The 14,873-nt window shown below is 59.4% G+C and carries 16 protein-coding genes; 7 read left to right on the top strand and 9 right to left on the bottom strand.

The genetic code is table 11. From position 1 onward, the window contains the following. Window positions 1-72: 72 nt before the first annotated feature. The 9 genes from ACFWW4_RS17200 to ACFWW4_RS17240 all read right to left on the bottom strand — a co-directional run bounded on the left by ACFWW4_RS17200 (window position 73) and on the right by ACFWW4_RS17240 (window position 9,291). Entirely contained in the window at window positions 73-1,491 is a 1,419-nt protein-coding gene (locus ACFWW4_RS17200) for a cryptochrome/photolyase family protein (protein ID WP_411891992.1), read from the bottom strand. Window positions 1,492-1,524: 33 nt separating this feature from the next. Then, entirely contained in the window at window positions 1,525-2,742 is a 1,218-nt protein-coding gene (locus ACFWW4_RS17205) for an aminotransferase class V-fold PLP-dependent enzyme (protein WP_411891993.1), read from the bottom strand. A gap of 126 nt (window positions 2,743-2,868) precedes the next feature. After that, complete coding sequence (locus tag ACFWW4_RS17210; protein WP_411891994.1) at window positions 2,869-4,743, bottom strand: BCCT family transporter; 1,875 nt, start codon at window positions 4,741-4,743, stop codon at window positions 2,869-2,871. 219 nt (window positions 4,744-4,962) lie between these two features. Beyond that, a complete protein-coding gene (acuI, locus tag ACFWW4_RS17215; protein WP_411891995.1) occupies window positions 4,963-5,946 on the bottom strand; it encodes an acryloyl-CoA reductase in 984 nt (327 codons plus the stop codon). 11 nt (window positions 5,947-5,957) lie between these two features. After that, window positions 5,958-7,058: a dimethylsulfoniopropionate demethylase gene (locus tag ACFWW4_RS17220; RefSeq protein WP_411891996.1), complete on the bottom strand. Its 1,101-nt coding sequence runs from the start codon at window positions 7,056-7,058 to the stop codon at window positions 5,958-5,960. Continuing rightward, complete coding sequence (locus ACFWW4_RS17225) at window positions 7,058-7,291, bottom strand: hypothetical protein (RefSeq protein ID WP_411891997.1); 234 nt, start codon at window positions 7,289-7,291, stop codon at window positions 7,058-7,060. Before ACFWW4_RS17225 ends, ACFWW4_RS17220 begins: the two co-directional genes overlap by 1 nt. Before the next feature lies 1 nt (window position 7,292). Beyond that, a complete protein-coding gene (locus ACFWW4_RS17230) occupies window positions 7,293-7,799 on the bottom strand; it encodes a DinB family protein (RefSeq protein WP_411891998.1) in 507 nt (168 codons plus the stop codon). Continuing rightward, window positions 7,796-8,509, bottom strand: coding sequence for a DUF1326 domain-containing protein (locus ACFWW4_RS17235; RefSeq protein WP_411891999.1), 714 nt, complete (start codon window positions 8,507-8,509; stop codon window positions 7,796-7,798). Before ACFWW4_RS17235 ends, ACFWW4_RS17230 begins: the two co-directional genes overlap by 4 nt. Before the next feature lie 14 nt (window positions 8,510-8,523). Continuing rightward, window positions 8,524-9,291 carry a DUF2182 domain-containing protein gene (locus ACFWW4_RS17240; RefSeq protein ID WP_411892000.1) on the bottom strand — a complete coding sequence of 256 codons (768 nt, stop codon included), beginning with the start codon at window positions 9,289-9,291 and terminating at the stop codon, window positions 8,524-8,526. Window positions 9,292-9,359: 68 nt separating this feature from the next. Between ACFWW4_RS17240 and ACFWW4_RS17245 the strand changes: the two genes are divergently transcribed. The 7 genes from ACFWW4_RS17245 (at window position 9,360) to ACFWW4_RS17275 (ending at window position 14,791) form a co-directional block, all read left to right on the top strand. Further along, on the top strand, window positions 9,360-10,100 hold the full coding sequence (locus ACFWW4_RS17245) for a FadR/GntR family transcriptional regulator (RefSeq protein ID WP_411892001.1): 741 nt from the start codon (window positions 9,360-9,362) through the stop codon (window positions 10,098-10,100). A 60-nt stretch (window positions 10,101-10,160) separates the two neighbouring features. Next, complete coding sequence (locus tag ACFWW4_RS17250) at window positions 10,161-11,204, top strand: ABC transporter substrate-binding protein (protein ID WP_411892002.1); 1,044 nt, start codon at window positions 10,161-10,163, stop codon at window positions 11,202-11,204. A gap of 224 nt (window positions 11,205-11,428) precedes the next feature. Beyond that, a complete protein-coding gene (locus tag ACFWW4_RS17255; protein WP_411892003.1) occupies window positions 11,429-11,773 on the top strand; it encodes a hypothetical protein in 345 nt (114 codons plus the stop codon). Between the two features lie 66 nt (window positions 11,774-11,839). Continuing rightward, window positions 11,840-12,283, top strand: a complete 444-nt coding sequence (locus tag ACFWW4_RS17260; RefSeq protein ID WP_411892004.1) for a copper chaperone PCu(A)C — start codon at window positions 11,840-11,842, stop codon at window positions 12,281-12,283. Between the two features lie 63 nt (window positions 12,284-12,346). Then, window positions 12,347-12,952 carry an SCO family protein gene (locus ACFWW4_RS17265; protein ID WP_411892005.1) on the top strand — a complete coding sequence of 202 codons (606 nt, stop codon included), beginning with the start codon at window positions 12,347-12,349 and terminating at the stop codon, window positions 12,950-12,952. Between the two features lie 65 nt (window positions 12,953-13,017). Continuing rightward, window positions 13,018-14,370: an oxygen-independent coproporphyrinogen III oxidase gene (hemN, locus tag ACFWW4_RS17270; RefSeq protein WP_411892006.1), complete on the top strand. Its 1,353-nt coding sequence runs from the start codon at window positions 13,018-13,020 to the stop codon at window positions 14,368-14,370. Window positions 14,371-14,446: 76 nt separating this feature from the next. Then, complete coding sequence (locus ACFWW4_RS17275; RefSeq protein WP_411892007.1) at window positions 14,447-14,791, top strand: DUF4345 family protein; 345 nt, start codon at window positions 14,447-14,449, stop codon at window positions 14,789-14,791. Window positions 14,792-14,873: the final 82 nt, after the last annotated feature.

Genomic DNA, 14,873 nt, shown 5'->3' on the forward strand with positions numbered 1-14,873 from the left:
CTCAAGTTAACCTTTGATACGTGGAAGTCACGGGAAACGTTCAAAAATTTCTGGCCACTTGACCCAGCGTCACTAAAAGTTGCGGTTTTCGTAGGCATCCAGCGCCCGTTTGCGCCCCTCATCGACAGCCACAATCGGATCGGGATAGCGATCATCCGGCGACATGCCCCACTGTTTGGGGATCATATCAAAATAGCTGCGGGCAGTGTCAGATGCATTTTTGTAAGGTTCCGCCAGCCACCGTTTCGTGTAGGTACGGTCCTTGTCGAACTTATCAAGCTGCGTGACCGGATTGAACACCCGGAAATAGGGGGTCGCATCCGGCCCCGATCCTGCCGACCATTGCCAGCCCATCGCATTGCTGCACGGGTCCCAATCGATCAGGCAATCGGCAAACCAATCCATCCCGATCTTCCAATGACACAAAAGATGCTTGGTCAGGTAGGACGCCACAATCATCCGCCCCCGATTATGCATGGTGCCGGTCACATACATCTCGCGCATGGCCGCATCGACGAACTGAATGCCTGTGCGCCCCTGTTTCCAGGCCTTGACCTCGGCCAGCCGTTCATCGGTGTTCCATGGGAAGGCGTCCCAATCCTCTTTCCAGTTGTCACTGACAATCCGGGGCGTGTGATGCGCCAGATGATAAGCAAACTCGCGCCAGACCAGCTCTTTCAGGAAAACCTCGGCATCCGACTTGCCATCATTCAATGCCCGCCAACCCGAATGCCAGCAACTGCGTGGACTGATCTCGCCATAGGTCAGGTTCTCGGACAGGCCCGATGTGCCGTCCACCGCTGGAAGGTCACGGTTCTTCTGATAACCCGCTACGCGGTGTGCCATGAATGCGCCCAGACGATGTGAAGCAGCCGTCTCACCCACGGTGCAATGCGTGCGCAAGATGTCCGCGCCACGCTGCATTCCCGCGCCCATCTGCCAGTCATCCAGATCGTCAGAGGCAGGCCAGCCACCTGGTGCGGGTATATTGCCCGGTGTGGGCAAGGCAGACGGCACATCATTGCCGCGCACAGATTTCCACATCGGCGTGAATACCTTGTAAAAACCACCTGTCTTAGTCTCGACGGTCCAGGGCTCAAACAGGACATGCCCGGCAAAGCTTCTAGCATCAATCCCGTCGTCCTTCAGCGCCGCTTTTACATCCGTATCGCGCGCCTTGCTGTCAGGATCATAAAGCCGGGACCAGTACACCGCCCCTGCCCCGGTCTCCTCGATCAGGTCGCGCAGCACATCCAGCGCCTTGCCGCGGCGCAGGATCAGGCGGCTGCCTTTGTCCTTCAGCGAATTCGCCAGATCCGCAACAGACAGGCCCAGGCGAAACCGGGGGGCTGCGCCATGCGTCTCAACAACTTCGTCATGAATGAACAGCGGGATCACCGGACGCCCACTGTCGCACGCGGCCGTCAGCGCCGCATGATCACCTAACCGCAGATCGCGGCGAAACCACAACAGGATCGGGGACTTGCTCATGACACCTCCGCGCAAGGCACGAAAGCGGCCTGCCTACAGAACCTGATCTAGCGCCGTCATCAGCGCGTCAACCTCGGCCTTGGTTGTGTAATGCACAAAGCTGACGCGCAGCACGCCTTTGTCCATGTCCACACCACAGGCCTGCAAGGGGCGTTGGGCATAGAAATCGCCACCGCTGGCCATGATTCCAAGATCCGCCAAAGCTGCAGCCGCATCAGGTCCGCTCGTCTCCAGCGCCAGTGCAACAGTCGGTGCGCGGCGGTCAGCGTCGGCCGGACCGATCAGCCGTACCGAGTTCTTGGCGCTGACATGATCCAGCAGCGGCTGCAGCAACGCCACCTCATGCGCACGCATCAGGTCATGCGCCTTTCGGGCCGCATCGGCACCCGCGCCACCACCATGGCGGGCGGCCATATCCTCGAAGTAATCCGCCATACCGGCGCTTGCGGCCACCTGCGCATGATCCGGTCCAGCAGGCGTAAACCGTTTATACAAAGTATCACCATTGAAATGATGCCCCTGATTGGGCAAGGCCATGCCCCAATCTTCGCGGATCACCATCAACCCCTGATGCGGACCATAGGTCTTGTAGGCACTGAAGAGATAAACGTCACATCCCATCGCCCCTACATCGGGCAAGCCATGCGGGGCATAGCTGACACCATCCACGCAAACACGGGCACCTGCGTCATGGGCCAGTTTGGTGATCGCGGCCACATCATTGATCGCACCAACCACATTCGAACAATGGGGAAACACCACCAGCGCCACATCATCGTCGAGCATCGCAGTCAGATCATCCAGCGCCAGCTCGCCCGTCTCGGGATCGACCTGCCATTCGCGGATGGTCACGCCCTCTTCGGCCAAGCGGCGCCACGGGCCACTATTGGCCTCATGATCCTGATTGGTCACGATGATGCTTTGGCCCGGCTTCAACCAGTGTCGAACGGCCTGGGCCAGCACATAGGTATTCTGCGTGGTCGAGGGGCCGAATGACAACTCGTGCGGGGCCACACCCAGCATCGCTGCCAGACGCGACCGGGCCTCGTCCATCTCCTCACCGCCCAGATGGGAGGCACCATAAGGGGCATAGGGCTGAACCTTGCGTTCGGTATAGAACCTGTGCAGCCGGTCAATCACCTGCTGGCAGGCATACGAGCCGCCTGCGTTTTCGAAAAATGCCTGTCCTTGCAATGATGGCGTGCGAAATGCGGGAAACTGGGATCGAACCCATTCAATATCTAATGTCATGAACCCACATCAAACCGGTTGCACCGCAGAGTCAAGAAAGGCCGCCCGTGACAGGCGGCCTTTCCCAACTTCCGAACGACGATCCCTCTACAGGTCAGGGACGTCGTTCGCTCTGATCCGTATGGGTCATTCCGCAGGCACAGCGTCATCCACAAATGTGGTCGGAATGCCTGCAGCCTCTCGGCGGCCATCATTATAGATGGCTTTGACCAAGGCGATACACATCAGCGCCATGACGATCGAGAACGGCAAGGCACCGATGACCATCGCCGTCTGGATCGCCCCCGTACCGCCCGAGATCAGCAAACCACCCACCACAAGGGCCAGGGCAGCACCCCAGAACATGATATGGGGGCGCGCCTTGGGTCCTTCATCGCCTGCCGCGTTGATCGTGTTGACGATCAGAACAGCAGAGTCAGCCGAGGTGACAAGGAACGTCATCAGCAAGACAACGATCATGACAGCCATGCCCCAAGACAGCCACTGGCTGATCGGCGACAACATGAACTCCGTCATCGCAAAGATCTTGTCGCCATTACCTGCATTCAGGATCACACCATTCGCATCGCCATTCAGCTCCAGATCGACAGCAGTGCCACCGGCCCATGCAAACCAGACAAAGCACATCAGTGACGGGACGATCATCGCACCCAGCACGAATTCGCGGATCGTGCGCCCGCGCGAGATGCGGGCCAGGAACAGACCCACAAAGGGCGCAAAGGCGATCCACCAAGCCCAGTAGAACACCGGCCACCAGCCCTGCCATGTGGTCAGGCGGTCATTCAGTGTCGCATCCAACGCCACGGCCAGATCAGCGGTCGGAACCGTGATCGAATCTTCGGCCAGTTTGGCTGTCACACTATCGACACTGGCACCCGGACCAGACAAAGCACTCAGAACCGCCTGCGCTTCCTCCGGCGACAAGGCCTGAATCGAGGCTGGCGCAGCCGCGACGAATGCCTCAAGAGCGGTGCCCGCATGGACCTGAACCGACAGGCCCGGCAGCGCAATCAGATAGTCCCAGATCCCGACAAAGAAGGCGGACGCCCCAAACCATGTCGCACCAAAGATGATGAAAAAGCCCAGCAGAATGATCGACAGAACCATGTTGATGTTGGACAACCACTTGATGCCTTTGCCAACGCCCGACAGCGCGGAAAGTGTCGACGCGCCCATAATAAAGAGCAGCGCCACGACAATACCAAATGTGTTCACCGTCCCTGCGATACTTTCGCCATCAGCATTCAGCGCACCTTCGGCATGCACCAGACCATCAATCCCGATCCGGGTCAGACCTGCGACAAACTGGTCCACACCAAAACCAAGCGTCTGCGCCACACCCAGAATGGTTGCCACAACCGCCACGATATCAATGATGTGGCCCAGCACGCCGGACAGGGATTTACCGAAAAGCGGGGTCAGCGCCGACCGGATTGTCAGCGGCAAGCCGCGCCGATAGCTGAAGAACGCAAGCGAAAGACCCGCAATCGCGTAGCATGCCCAGGCACCCAGCCCCCAATGCATGTAGGACCACACATAGGCCGTGCGCACATTATCTTCACCAAGGCTTGTCGTGATACCCGCGATAGTTGACGGGTTCTGGCCAAAATGCGCAACGGGTTCCGCCACGGCCCATGTCAGCATGCCAACCCCGATCCCGGCACCAAACATCATCGAGAACCATGAAAAATTGGAAAATTCCGGCTTCTCTCCTTCGACACCCAGGTTCAGCCTGCCACCTGCCGGCCAAATAGCAAGGCCCAGGCAAACAATGACAAATGCCGCCACAACCCAGATATACCATGCCGCGAACTGTGCTAGAATGGCAGAGTTCCAATCGCCAAGGATTCGGCCAGCCTGAAGCGGCCAAAAAATGCACCAGACGACAAGCATGCTGATGATGATCTTGCTGATCACCGTGACATTCACACTGAACCCGCGATAAAAACCGCTGTCAGCGGTCTTGATCGGAAGGTCCGATAAAGGTGGTTTGAGCGCCATTTTGTTTCCCCGTTGGCTATTATTATGCACCAACTATACCTACAAAACCCAGCAGTATAAGCTGTTTTTGCGGCGTGCCGATCACAATACCGACGCTGCAAGTGCAAGATATTCAATGCAATTGCAGCATTCGCACATCAAAAAAACCGCCCGGCGACGATTGTCCCGGACGGCTATTCTGATGTCGATTTAGGTCAGATCCGGAAACAAAGCAGCCTGTCAGCCGTTCAGATCAACAACCACCCGGCCCTTCACCTGGCCTTTCAGGATGTCGGCGCCCAGTTGCGGCAGATCAGCCAGCGTCGCAGGCTGGATCATCGCTTCCAACTTGTCCATTGGCAGATCCTTTGCGATCCGCGCCCAGGCCCGAACCCGGTTGTCATAGGGCTGCATCACGCTGTCGATCCCCAGCAGGTTCACTCCGCGCAGCAGGAACGGAATGACCGTCGCGGGCAGCGCGGCACCACCCGCAAGACCCACGGCAGCAACCGACGCTCCGTATTTCATCTGGCCCAACACGCGCGCCAGCATTGCACCCCCAACGGCATCGACACAGCCCGCCCATGTCTCGCCCTCCAATGGGCGTTTGGTGGTCTCGTTGATCTCTTCGCGCGGAACGATCTGGCTTGCACCCAGCGACCGCAGATAATCCGCTGTTTCAGGCCGCCCGGTGACACCGGCAACCTCATACCCAAGATTGGCCAAAATCGCGGTGGCCACGGACCCCACACCGCCCGCAGCGCCAGTCACCAACACCGGCCCATCCTTGATCCCGTGATCCTCCAGCGCCATGACGGCCAGCATAGCAGTAAACCCGGCGGTCCCCACGGCCATCGCCTGCCGGGCATCCAGACCATCTGGCAAAGGCACCAGCCAATCAGCCTTGACCCGAGCCTTCTGACCATAACCGCCCCAATGCGCCTCGCCCACGCGCCAGCCGGTCAGCACAACCTTATCGCCTGGCTTGTAACGATCATCATCGGATGCCTCGACCGTCCCTGCAAAATCAATACCCGGCACATGCGGATAGTTGCGCACCAGACCGCCGCCGGGGCCGATGCACAAACCGTCCTTGTAGTTCACGGTGGAATACTCCACCGCCACGGTCACCTCACCTGCAGGCAGGCGGTCCTCCGACAGCTCCTGCACGCTTGCGCTGGTCTTGCCGTCATCGTCTTTTTCTACCACCAATGCCTTGAACATCGCCGTCTCCCTCAAATCCAGAATTTTTCATGAACGGTCGCATCGCGCGGCCCGTCCGGTGTGTCGACCTGCAAAACCGTACCGTCATCCCAATGGGTCATCCTGACCATGCCAATGCCAACATTGGTGCCAAAATCCGGGGATTTCGCCGCCGATGTCACCTGCCCCACCCGTTTGCCCTTGGCCATCAAGGGCCAGGCACGATCACAGGACGGGATGTCACCATCAATCGAAACGGGCCTGACCTGTTGCGTCGGTCCTTCCTTGGCCACCCGCAACAAGGCGTCACGCCCGACGCAGCCAATCGCCGTCTGGGTCGAACAGAACCGGCCCAGCCCGCATTCATGCGGCGTGTTTTCGCGGGTCATGTCATTGCCATAAGACAACAGGCCACCCTCAATCCGCTCAATCAGATTGGGGCAGCCTGCCCGCACATCCAGATCGCGGCCCGCCTCGAACAGTGCATTCCACAGCGGCATGCCGTTGGCGGTGCCATCCACGTAAATCTCGAACCCGCCCTGCTTGGAATAGCCGGACCGGGCGACCGCCATGCTGACACCCTGAAAATCGAACCAGCCAAAACGGAAAAACTTGATGGCACGTACGGCATCACCGAACACCCGCGCCACCAGTTCTTCGGCCTTGGGCCCCTGCACTGCCAACGGCGAGATATCAGGTTCGTCCACCAGAACATCCAGCCGATAGCCATAGGCCAACCCTTTGACCCAGAAGAGCAAATCGCTGTCGGCAATGGATATCCACCACCGATCCTCCGACAGTTTCAGCGCCACCGGATCGTTCAACATGCCCCCCGTCTCATCAACGATGGGCACGTAATAGCACTGCCCCGGCAGCATCCCGCGCAAATCGCGGGGGGTCAGCATCTGCATCAGCCGGGCAGCGTCAGGGCCGCGCAACTCGATCTGGCGTTCAACCGCCACATCCCAGACCTGCACCGCCGATTTCAAATGCCGATAATCCGCCTCGACACTCTCAAAGACCGTCGGCAGCAGCATGTGGTTGTAAACCGTATACCCTTTGACACCTGCCGCCTCTACGCCGGCGGTGAAGGGGGTGCGCCGAATACGGCGGGACGGTGCAATTGTCGCCATCACAGTGATCCACCCATTCCACGTTTGCACTCCTGCGGCGGCTTCCCGCCCTTTGCATAAGCCGCGACCTTGCAAGTCTTGCAGCGGTATTCGCCCAGCGACACCGTGTCATTTCCGGTCGCCACCCAGCGACAACTCCCAGAGGGTCGGCGCGCACCCACCGGTGCCGACCGACGACCCAGGTTCCAGAACAGGACCGCAATCAGCAGCGCAGCAATGACCAGTATCGGCATGTCAGCGATCCTCCGGCATAAACGGCAAATCGGTATCGTTGGGCTTTTGCCCGGCCGCCGTCAGCATGGCGTGGACCTGCCCGCGATGATGGGTCTGGTGGTTAAACAACTGCATCACACACAGCGCGACAGGCTTCTCAAAATCCCGCTTCATCGCGCCCGAATACCATTTCAGATCGCCCACCAGATCAATCGCACTGACACTTTCGGCCCAAAGCGTGATCCGGGCATCTACGCGAAATCGGTCTGCGGCCCAGACCGCCGGTGTCGGGGTAAAATCAGTACTTTCGGCAATTGACAAATCAGGGCCCGCCCCGCCATCAAATCGGCTGATCCACAGATGATCGGCCCAAAGCAGATGATTCAATGTCCCCATGATTGACCCGAAAAAGGCACCGCGATCCTGATAAAGCTCCTCTTTGGACATCGCCGGGATCATCTCGCGCAGCCCGGTATTCTGCCAGGCATTATAGCGGGCCATGGTCTGACAGTATTTGGGCGTGATCACGGTTTTGGGCCTTTCCAGTCAATCGGGCAGATCTCGGCCGATTTGCCGCCAAAATCCCAGACGCGACCATAATCGCGGACCTTCGATTTCGTCCCGGCGGCAGCAATGATATCCGGGCCCATCCAGTATTTCGAATTGCTGATCATGACCGGATGGTCGGGGCTGGCGCCCTTCATCATCTCGATCTCACCCTGAATTTTGCGGCCAATATAGATGCCGCGCTTCGTGCCTTCGCGCACGATCTCGACCTTTTCGCGCTCGGCGCCAATGATCTCGGACACCAGCATCGTGAACAGGCCTGTCGTGCCCCCAGCCGCCCCGCTAAATATCTTCAGAATACCGTTATAGGCCTTCTGCGTGGACCGTTCGTCGACATAAGCCGCCACACGCCAGTTCCCTTCAGCCATGCGGCCCGGAATATCAACCAGCAGACCCACATTCAGGCTCGACAGGTCCTCACCCTCAAAATGCCCCTCATCAATGGCAATCGCCATCCAGGCATGGCAGTGGCCCTCGGTCGGCGGGTGGGCACCAAGGCTGACGACACAGGGACAAAACACCGTGCAGGAACAGTTCAGAAACAACTCTCCCTTGATGGCCCATTCGGTGGGCTTCATCTTGCGGCGCAGCGGGTTGCTTTCCATCCGCTGATCAATCCGTTGTGAAATGGGCAGCCTGTCTGCCGGTGCGCGTTCTTTCTTGTCTGCCATCCGGCGTTCCTTTCCTAAATGAATGCCAAACCGATGCCACCCGCAATCAGGGCAACTCCGGTCGGTTTGATCACGCGATGCCCGATATCAGGCAGCTTCTCGAAAACCATCAATAACGTGGCAAGGCCCATCCACAGCAGGCTCATCACGCCGCCGACAAAACCAAGCACCATAAAGCCCCAGCAACATCCCACACAAAATGCGCCCATACCCAGCCCCATGCGCAAACCACCGCCAAAACCGGTTTTCCAATGGCCCAGGAAATAGGTCATCGGCGCATGGCAGACGCCGTGGCAGACCTCCTTGGCGCGGGTGAACTGGAACGCGCCGACCGCAATCAGTAGGATGGATGACAACCAGATCGGCGCGATGCCCAGCATGTTCACCACCCCGCCAAACAGCAAGGCCAGTTGCAGGCTGGCAATGACCGCCGCAAAGCAGACCCAGACCAGAAAATATCCCAGCAACACACCCAGCCATCCGGCCCGGGTGCCATCGGCACTGATCATCAGCCGCTCATAAGTGGTCAATGTGGGCACCATCGTCGGCAGCATCATCGCCGCCATCATGATGGCCCACATCGTAAACAGCGGACCGAACCGGGCCATGGGCATATCCATCGGCATGCGCGGGTCCATATCGGCCATCGCCTGCCCCATCGGCCCCGGGCGGCCCAGCAGATCCAGATCCATATCCATGGCCATCACATACATGATCCACCACGCCAACAGGATCGCCCCGAAAAAGGACAACCAAAGCGATGACCGGATCAGGTGAGGCATCGGCGTCCTCCCAAAACGACGACTCAGGACTTGCCACATCATATGTCAGACGTTTAATTGTCTGACAAATGAAAATTGATCCCACCAACCCCGCTGACCTGTCAGCCCAGATCGCCAAGGCCATCCGCGATGCGATTATTTCGGGCGCCTTGCCAGTCGATAAACGGCTCCCGTCAGAGGCGGAACTGGCCGAACAATTTGCCGTGTCACGGCCCACCGTGCGCGAGGCGCTTAAACGGCTGGCCGCGCAATCGCTGATCCGCACCCAACGCGGGGCGACCGGCGGGGCCTTTGTGAACCGGCTGAAATTCGAAGACGCCTATGGCCAGCAGATCACCACCTCGACCCTGCTTTTGTCGATGAACGATGTCAGCTTCGCCACAGCGTGCGAGGCGCGCTATGCGCTCGAACGGGCCTGTGCGCCGCTCTCCACCCAACGGCGCAGTGCGGACCATCTGGCCACCATGCGGGCCGAAATCCACCGGCAGGGGCAACCGGGCCTGACGGATGAGGCGTTCTGCGCCTCAGATGTCGCCTTTCACCGGGCACTGGTCGATGCGGCTGGCAACCCGGTCCTGTCCTATCAACTGGCCGGTGCGGTCGAAGGGATGCAGCCCCTGATGAACATGATCACCTTCACCGCACGCTCCCGCGAAACCATCATCGCCCTGCACACCGCCCTTGCCGATGCGGTCGAGGCGCGCGACAGCACCAAAGCTGATGAAAATCTGGTCAGTCTGGCGCAATATTCACAACAGTTGGCGCAAGAGGTGATCGCCAAACGCAATGCGGCCCGCGCTGCGAAATGACACTTGTCGTGGCCCTCGTGCGGCCCTAATTTGCGGCAGGTTCTAACGGGAGAAACCACCATGAAACTTGCCACCATTTTGGGTGCCGTGTCGCTAACGGCGCTCACCACTGCCGCCAGCGCGCAGGATGCAGACCTGCTGGTGTTTGACTATCCGGGGTTCGAAAACCCCGATTTCCATGTCGGCTATACCGAGGCGCATGGTGACAGCCCCACATTCGCCTTCTTCGGGGACGAGGATGAAGCGTTCCAGAAAATCCGCGCCGGGTTTGAGGCTGACGTGGCCCATATCTGCGCCGGTTCCGTCAGCAAATGGACGGAAAGCGGGATTATCGAGCCATGGGATGTATCCCGCATTCCCGCCTATGGTGACCTCGACAGCAACCTGACCGGCACCGATGTCGGCGCAGGCGACGCAGTCTATTTCGTCCCCGTTGATTTCGGCTCCACCGCCATCGCCTACAACCCTGACGAGGTCCCGGCCGAGGATGTGGCCAGCCTGGAGGTGTTCAAGAACCCGGCTTATGCGGGCCGCCTCACCCTGCCGGACAATGTCGACGATGCATATGCGCTGGCCTATCTGGCCACCGGGGTCAGCAACTGGGCCGAGGCCACAGACGAAGAATTCGAAGCCGCCTCCAACTGGCTGCGCGAGGTCCACCCCAATCTGCGCACCTACTGGACCGATCCTGCAGAGCTGGCGCAGCTTTTGTCCTCGGGCGAGGTGCTGGTCAGCTGGGCCTGGAACGAAACCTACCCGACCATGGCCGCCGAAGGCCGCCCCATCGGGTTCCAGCGTGAAGCCACAGAAGGCTCCTCACTCTGGCTTTGCGGCTATGTGAACCTCGTCGATGGGCAAGGGTCCGAAGACAAGGCCTATGATTTCCTCAACGCCATGCTGGCGGAATCCTCTGTCGTGCCCCTGCTTGATGCGGGCTACGGATCATCGAACGTGGTCGCCCTGGCCAGCCAGGTCACCGAAGAAGACCTCGAAGCCTCCGGTCTGGGCCAGATCGACGTGCCAGTCCTGGCACAACTGCCCATGTCCAACGAAAAACGCGAACGGCAGGCCGAAACCTTCGAACTGATCAAGGCCGGTTTCTGAAACAACAGATGGGCGGCGCCAGCGGGGCCGCCCACCCCAAACTGCGATCAAATGACATAGGTCAAGATCCGGTCAACTTGCCTACATTATTGCGTGTAACTTATCGGCAAAGCGTATAACTGACCTACCAACGCACCAGATCGGGCGACCCGGAACGACATGCAACCAATGCAGCCAAAAATCTGCGATAAAGTTTTCGCCAGCAGCAATCGGGCACGCGCCACATGATCTGGCGTGGCATCATCTCTGCACTGGGTATCCTTGCGCTGCTCACCGTCAGCCTTGGTCACCAACCGCCTGATCCAGGCAAACAGGCCCAAGCCGCCGCCTATATCCTCGCCGGTGGCTCTTTCAGCGATCTTTGCAGTGAAAACGGCGACCCCACAGCCGGGCATACACCAGGCTGCGAGGCCTGCACGATCAGCGCCACCTGCGCCCTGCCCGACGCGTCGGGTCAGCCCATGCATGTCAGCCTTCCGCGGACCATCGCGTGGATCAATCGCCATGTTGTCGAAACAACGACACGCATGAACCCGGACGCCCCCGCGCGCGCGCCACCTTTTGTCTGATCTTTCGAACACCCTTCACTGATCAACACGACCGGTATCAAACCCGGATCAACGAAAGACAAAGACATGAAACCGCTCAAACTGGCCGCTCTGGCCGCCTTTACCCTTATGGCCTCCACCGCCCAGGCCGAAAACGTCAGCATCGAAAACGCCAGGGCCTTCGCCACGGCGCCCACAGCGATGGCTGGCGGTGGCTTTCTGACGATCACCAATACAGGGGATCAGGACGATACGCTGATCGGGATACGGGCCGATTTCCCAAGGGTCGAACTGCACACCACTGAATTCACCGATGGGGTTGCCAGGATGATGCATCTGGATGCAATCCCCGTGCCCGCTGGCGAAGCAGTCTCGCTCGAACCGGGCGGGCTGCATGTGATGTTCATGGGGCTGCGCGGCAACCCGCTTGAAGAAGGTGAAACGATCCCCGCCACGCTGATTTTTGAAAACGCGGGCGAGGTCGAGATCACATTCGACATCGTCAAACGTGACATGGCCCACAGCAACTAGACCTATGAGCGGGTGTTGCCGCATCCGGCAGCAACACCCGCAAACCAAATAAAGGAGACGCTTATGAAAGCCGTCATCTTCGGCACCACCACCCTCGCTGCCGCTGCCGCCATCGGGCTTTACGTGTGGCAATCCACCAGCGGCACCCCCAACCCCTGCGGCACCACCGCCATCGCAGGCAGCACGATTGGCGGCCCGTTCGAACTGGTCTCGGAAACCGGTGAAACGGTCACCGACGCGGATGTCATCACAAAACCAACACTGGTCTATTTCGGCTACACCTTCTGCCCGGATGTCTGCCCGCTTGACAGCATGCGCAATGCGCAGGCCGCCTATATGCTGGAAGATCAAGGACTTGATGTCGGCACCCTTTTCATTTCCGTCGATCCACAGCGCGACACCCCCGAGGTCGTGCGCGATTTCACCGACAATTTCCACGAAGACATGATCGGCCTGACCGGCAGCCCCGAACAGGTGCGGGCCGCCTCGCGCGCCTATAAAACCTACTATCAGGCGCATGAAGACGATCCGGAATTCTATCTGGTCGATCACTCCACCCAGACCTATCTGATGTTCCCGGAAATCGGGCTGGCGACCTTCTTCCGGCGCGATACAAGCCCAGAAGAAATCGCAGCCACCACGGCCTGCTTCATGGGCCAGTTGACCTGACAGGTTTCTGCCCGCCATTTGATCTGGCGCAATAAAACCGGCGGGGGACCGTGCCAGTAAAAGGCATGGACAATCTCTCAGACCTCCGCCGGCTCGGCCTTTTTGATGCCCGAGTACCCCGCTACACCAGCTATCCGCCCGCGACCGCGTTCAACCCGCAAACTGGGGCACAAATTCAGTCCGACTGCCTGAAGGCACTTGATCCGGCCACGCCTGTCTCGGTCTATATCCACATCCCCTTTTGCGAACGGCTCTGCTGGTTCTGCGCCTGCCGGACCCAAGGCACATCCACCCTGAAGCCGGTCGTGAACTATCTGGCCTCGGTCAAGGCAGAGCTTGCACTGCTGCGCGACACGCTGCCCGCCGGTGTCCAGATGGGACAGCTGCATTGGGGCGGCGGCACACCCACCATCCTGCCGCCGGACCTGATCAAGGAACTGGCGGACGCCATCAAGGCGGTGATCCCCCCTGCCCCCGATTTCAACTTTTCAGTTGAAATCGACCCCACGCTGGTGGACGCGTCCAAGATCGACATGCTGGCACAGGTCGGCATGACACGCGCCAGCATCGGCATTCAGGATTTCGCCCCGCAGGTGCAGGACGCCATCGGACGCCAGCAAAGCTTTGCCGCCACCAAGGCCTGCGTCACCATGCTGCGCGACGGCGGCATCACCTCGCTGAACGCCGATCTGGTCTATGGCCTGCCGCACCAAACCCCCGCCAAATTCGCCGACACCATCGGCAAGGTACGGGTGCTCAACCCCGACCGGATCGCACTTTTCGGCTATGCCCATGTGCCCACATTCTCCAAGCGGCAGAAACTGATCTCCGAAACCGCGCTTCCGGATGAAGAGGCGCGCTATGCGCTCGCCCGGCAGGCGGCACTGGCCTTTTCCAAGGCCGGATACCAACCTATCGGAATCGACCATTTCTCCAAACCGGGTGACAGCCTGACCCGCGCCCGCGATACCGGCCATCTGCGGCGCAATTTTCAGGGCTATACTGATGATACCTGCCCGACCCTGATCGGCATCGGGGCCTCCTCCATCTCGCAATTCGCCGAAGGCTACGTACAAAACGCCTCCGCCACTGCTGCCTATATGGACCGGATCGGTGCCGGCACGCTTGCCGGGCATCGCGGCTATGCCCTGATGGCCGAAGACCGATTACGCGGCGATGCCATCAACATGCTGATGTGCGATTTTGCCATTGATACCGGCGCGCTCGCCAGCCGGCATCCGGATGCCGACAGCCTCAACGCGATCCATGATGCCATCAGCGCCGAATTCGGTGATATGGTCCGCCGGACCGCCAATGGCCTGCAGATTACCAAGGCAGGGCGCCCCGTGACCCGGATCATCGCACAGCGCTATGACGCGTTCAGCGATATTGCCGCGCAATATTCGCAGGCGTCGTAATCTGGTATTGATATCAACCCATCTGTTGACCTTGGGCAAAGCCGCCGCATGTTCATGACAGAACACAGGATTGGTCATGGATATCATCAACATCATCTTCGCCTTGCTCAGCATCGGATTGGGCTGTTTCGGCTGGCTCGCGCCCAGATACACACTCTCGACGCTCAATCTCGATCCGGGCACCTCAAACATGGGTCCGTCAGAAATCAGGGCCTCAGCAGGTGCACTTTTCATCGGTATGGGCGTCGGCGCGATGCTCATCGGAACACCGCAGGCTTACATGATGCTCGGGTTCTGCTGGTCCGGTGCCGCTTTGGGGCGGCTGACATCGCTGCTGCTGGACGGGCAATCGCGCAAGAAATGGGTGTTCTTTCTGGTGGAGGCGGGCGTCGGGATCCCTGCCATACTGCTGAACCTCTGACGGGCAATGCTTAACGCCGCGTTCATACTTTCACAGTGCGCAGCATTAACCGGACGAAATCCGGCTTTGGGGTCCGACGTTT

Origin of the sequence: Yoonia sp. SDW83-1, from assembly GCF_046762885.1 — a bacterium.
GTDB lineage: Bacteria > Pseudomonadota > Alphaproteobacteria > Rhodobacterales > Rhodobacteraceae > Yoonia.

What these genes read in the sequence shown, in the direction of transcription:
- ACFWW4_RS17260 (WP_411892004.1), top strand. Translation starts at nt 11,840, where the DNA reads ATGAAACCGCTCAAACTGGCCGCTCTGGCCGCCTTTACCCTTATGGCC.
- ACFWW4_RS17265 (WP_411892005.1), top strand. Translation starts at nt 12,347, where the DNA reads ATGAAAGCCGTCATCTTCGGCACCACCACCCTCGCTGCCGCTGCCGCC.
- ACFWW4_RS17220 (WP_411891996.1), bottom strand. Translation starts at nt 7,058, where the DNA reads ATGGCGACAATTGCACCGTCCCGCCGTATTCGGCGCACCCCCTTCACC.
- ACFWW4_RS17235 (WP_411891999.1), bottom strand. Translation starts at nt 8,509, where the DNA reads ATGGCAGACAAGAAAGAACGCGCACCGGCAGACAGGCTGCCCATTTCA.
- ACFWW4_RS17255 (WP_411892003.1), top strand. Translation starts at nt 11,429, where the DNA reads ATGATCTGGCGTGGCATCATCTCTGCACTGGGTATCCTTGCGCTGCTC.
- ACFWW4_RS17225 (WP_411891997.1), bottom strand. Translation starts at nt 7,291, where the DNA reads ATGCCGATACTGGTCATTGCTGCGCTGCTGATTGCGGTCCTGTTCTGG.
- ACFWW4_RS17210 (WP_411891994.1), bottom strand. Translation starts at nt 4,743, where the DNA reads ATGGCGCTCAAACCACCTTTATCGGACCTTCCGATCAAGACCGCTGAC.
- acuI (WP_411891995.1), bottom strand. Translation starts at nt 5,946, where the DNA reads ATGTTCAAGGCATTGGTGGTAGAAAAAGACGATGACGGCAAGACCAGC.
- ACFWW4_RS17275 (WP_411892007.1), top strand. Translation starts at nt 14,447, where the DNA reads ATGGATATCATCAACATCATCTTCGCCTTGCTCAGCATCGGATTGGGC.
- ACFWW4_RS17200 (WP_411891992.1), bottom strand. Translation starts at nt 1,491, where the DNA reads ATGAGCAAGTCCCCGATCCTGTTGTGGTTTCGCCGCGATCTGCGGTTA.
- hemN (WP_411892006.1), top strand. Translation starts at nt 13,018, where the DNA reads ATGGACAATCTCTCAGACCTCCGCCGGCTCGGCCTTTTTGATGCCCGA.
- ACFWW4_RS17250 (WP_411892002.1), top strand. Translation starts at nt 10,161, where the DNA reads ATGAAACTTGCCACCATTTTGGGTGCCGTGTCGCTAACGGCGCTCACC.
- ACFWW4_RS17205 (WP_411891993.1), bottom strand. Translation starts at nt 2,742, where the DNA reads ATGACATTAGATATTGAATGGGTTCGATCCCAGTTTCCCGCATTTCGC.
- ACFWW4_RS17245 (WP_411892001.1), top strand. Translation starts at nt 9,360, where the DNA reads ATGAAAATTGATCCCACCAACCCCGCTGACCTGTCAGCCCAGATCGCC.
- ACFWW4_RS17240 (WP_411892000.1), bottom strand. Translation starts at nt 9,291, where the DNA reads ATGCCTCACCTGATCCGGTCATCGCTTTGGTTGTCCTTTTTCGGGGCG.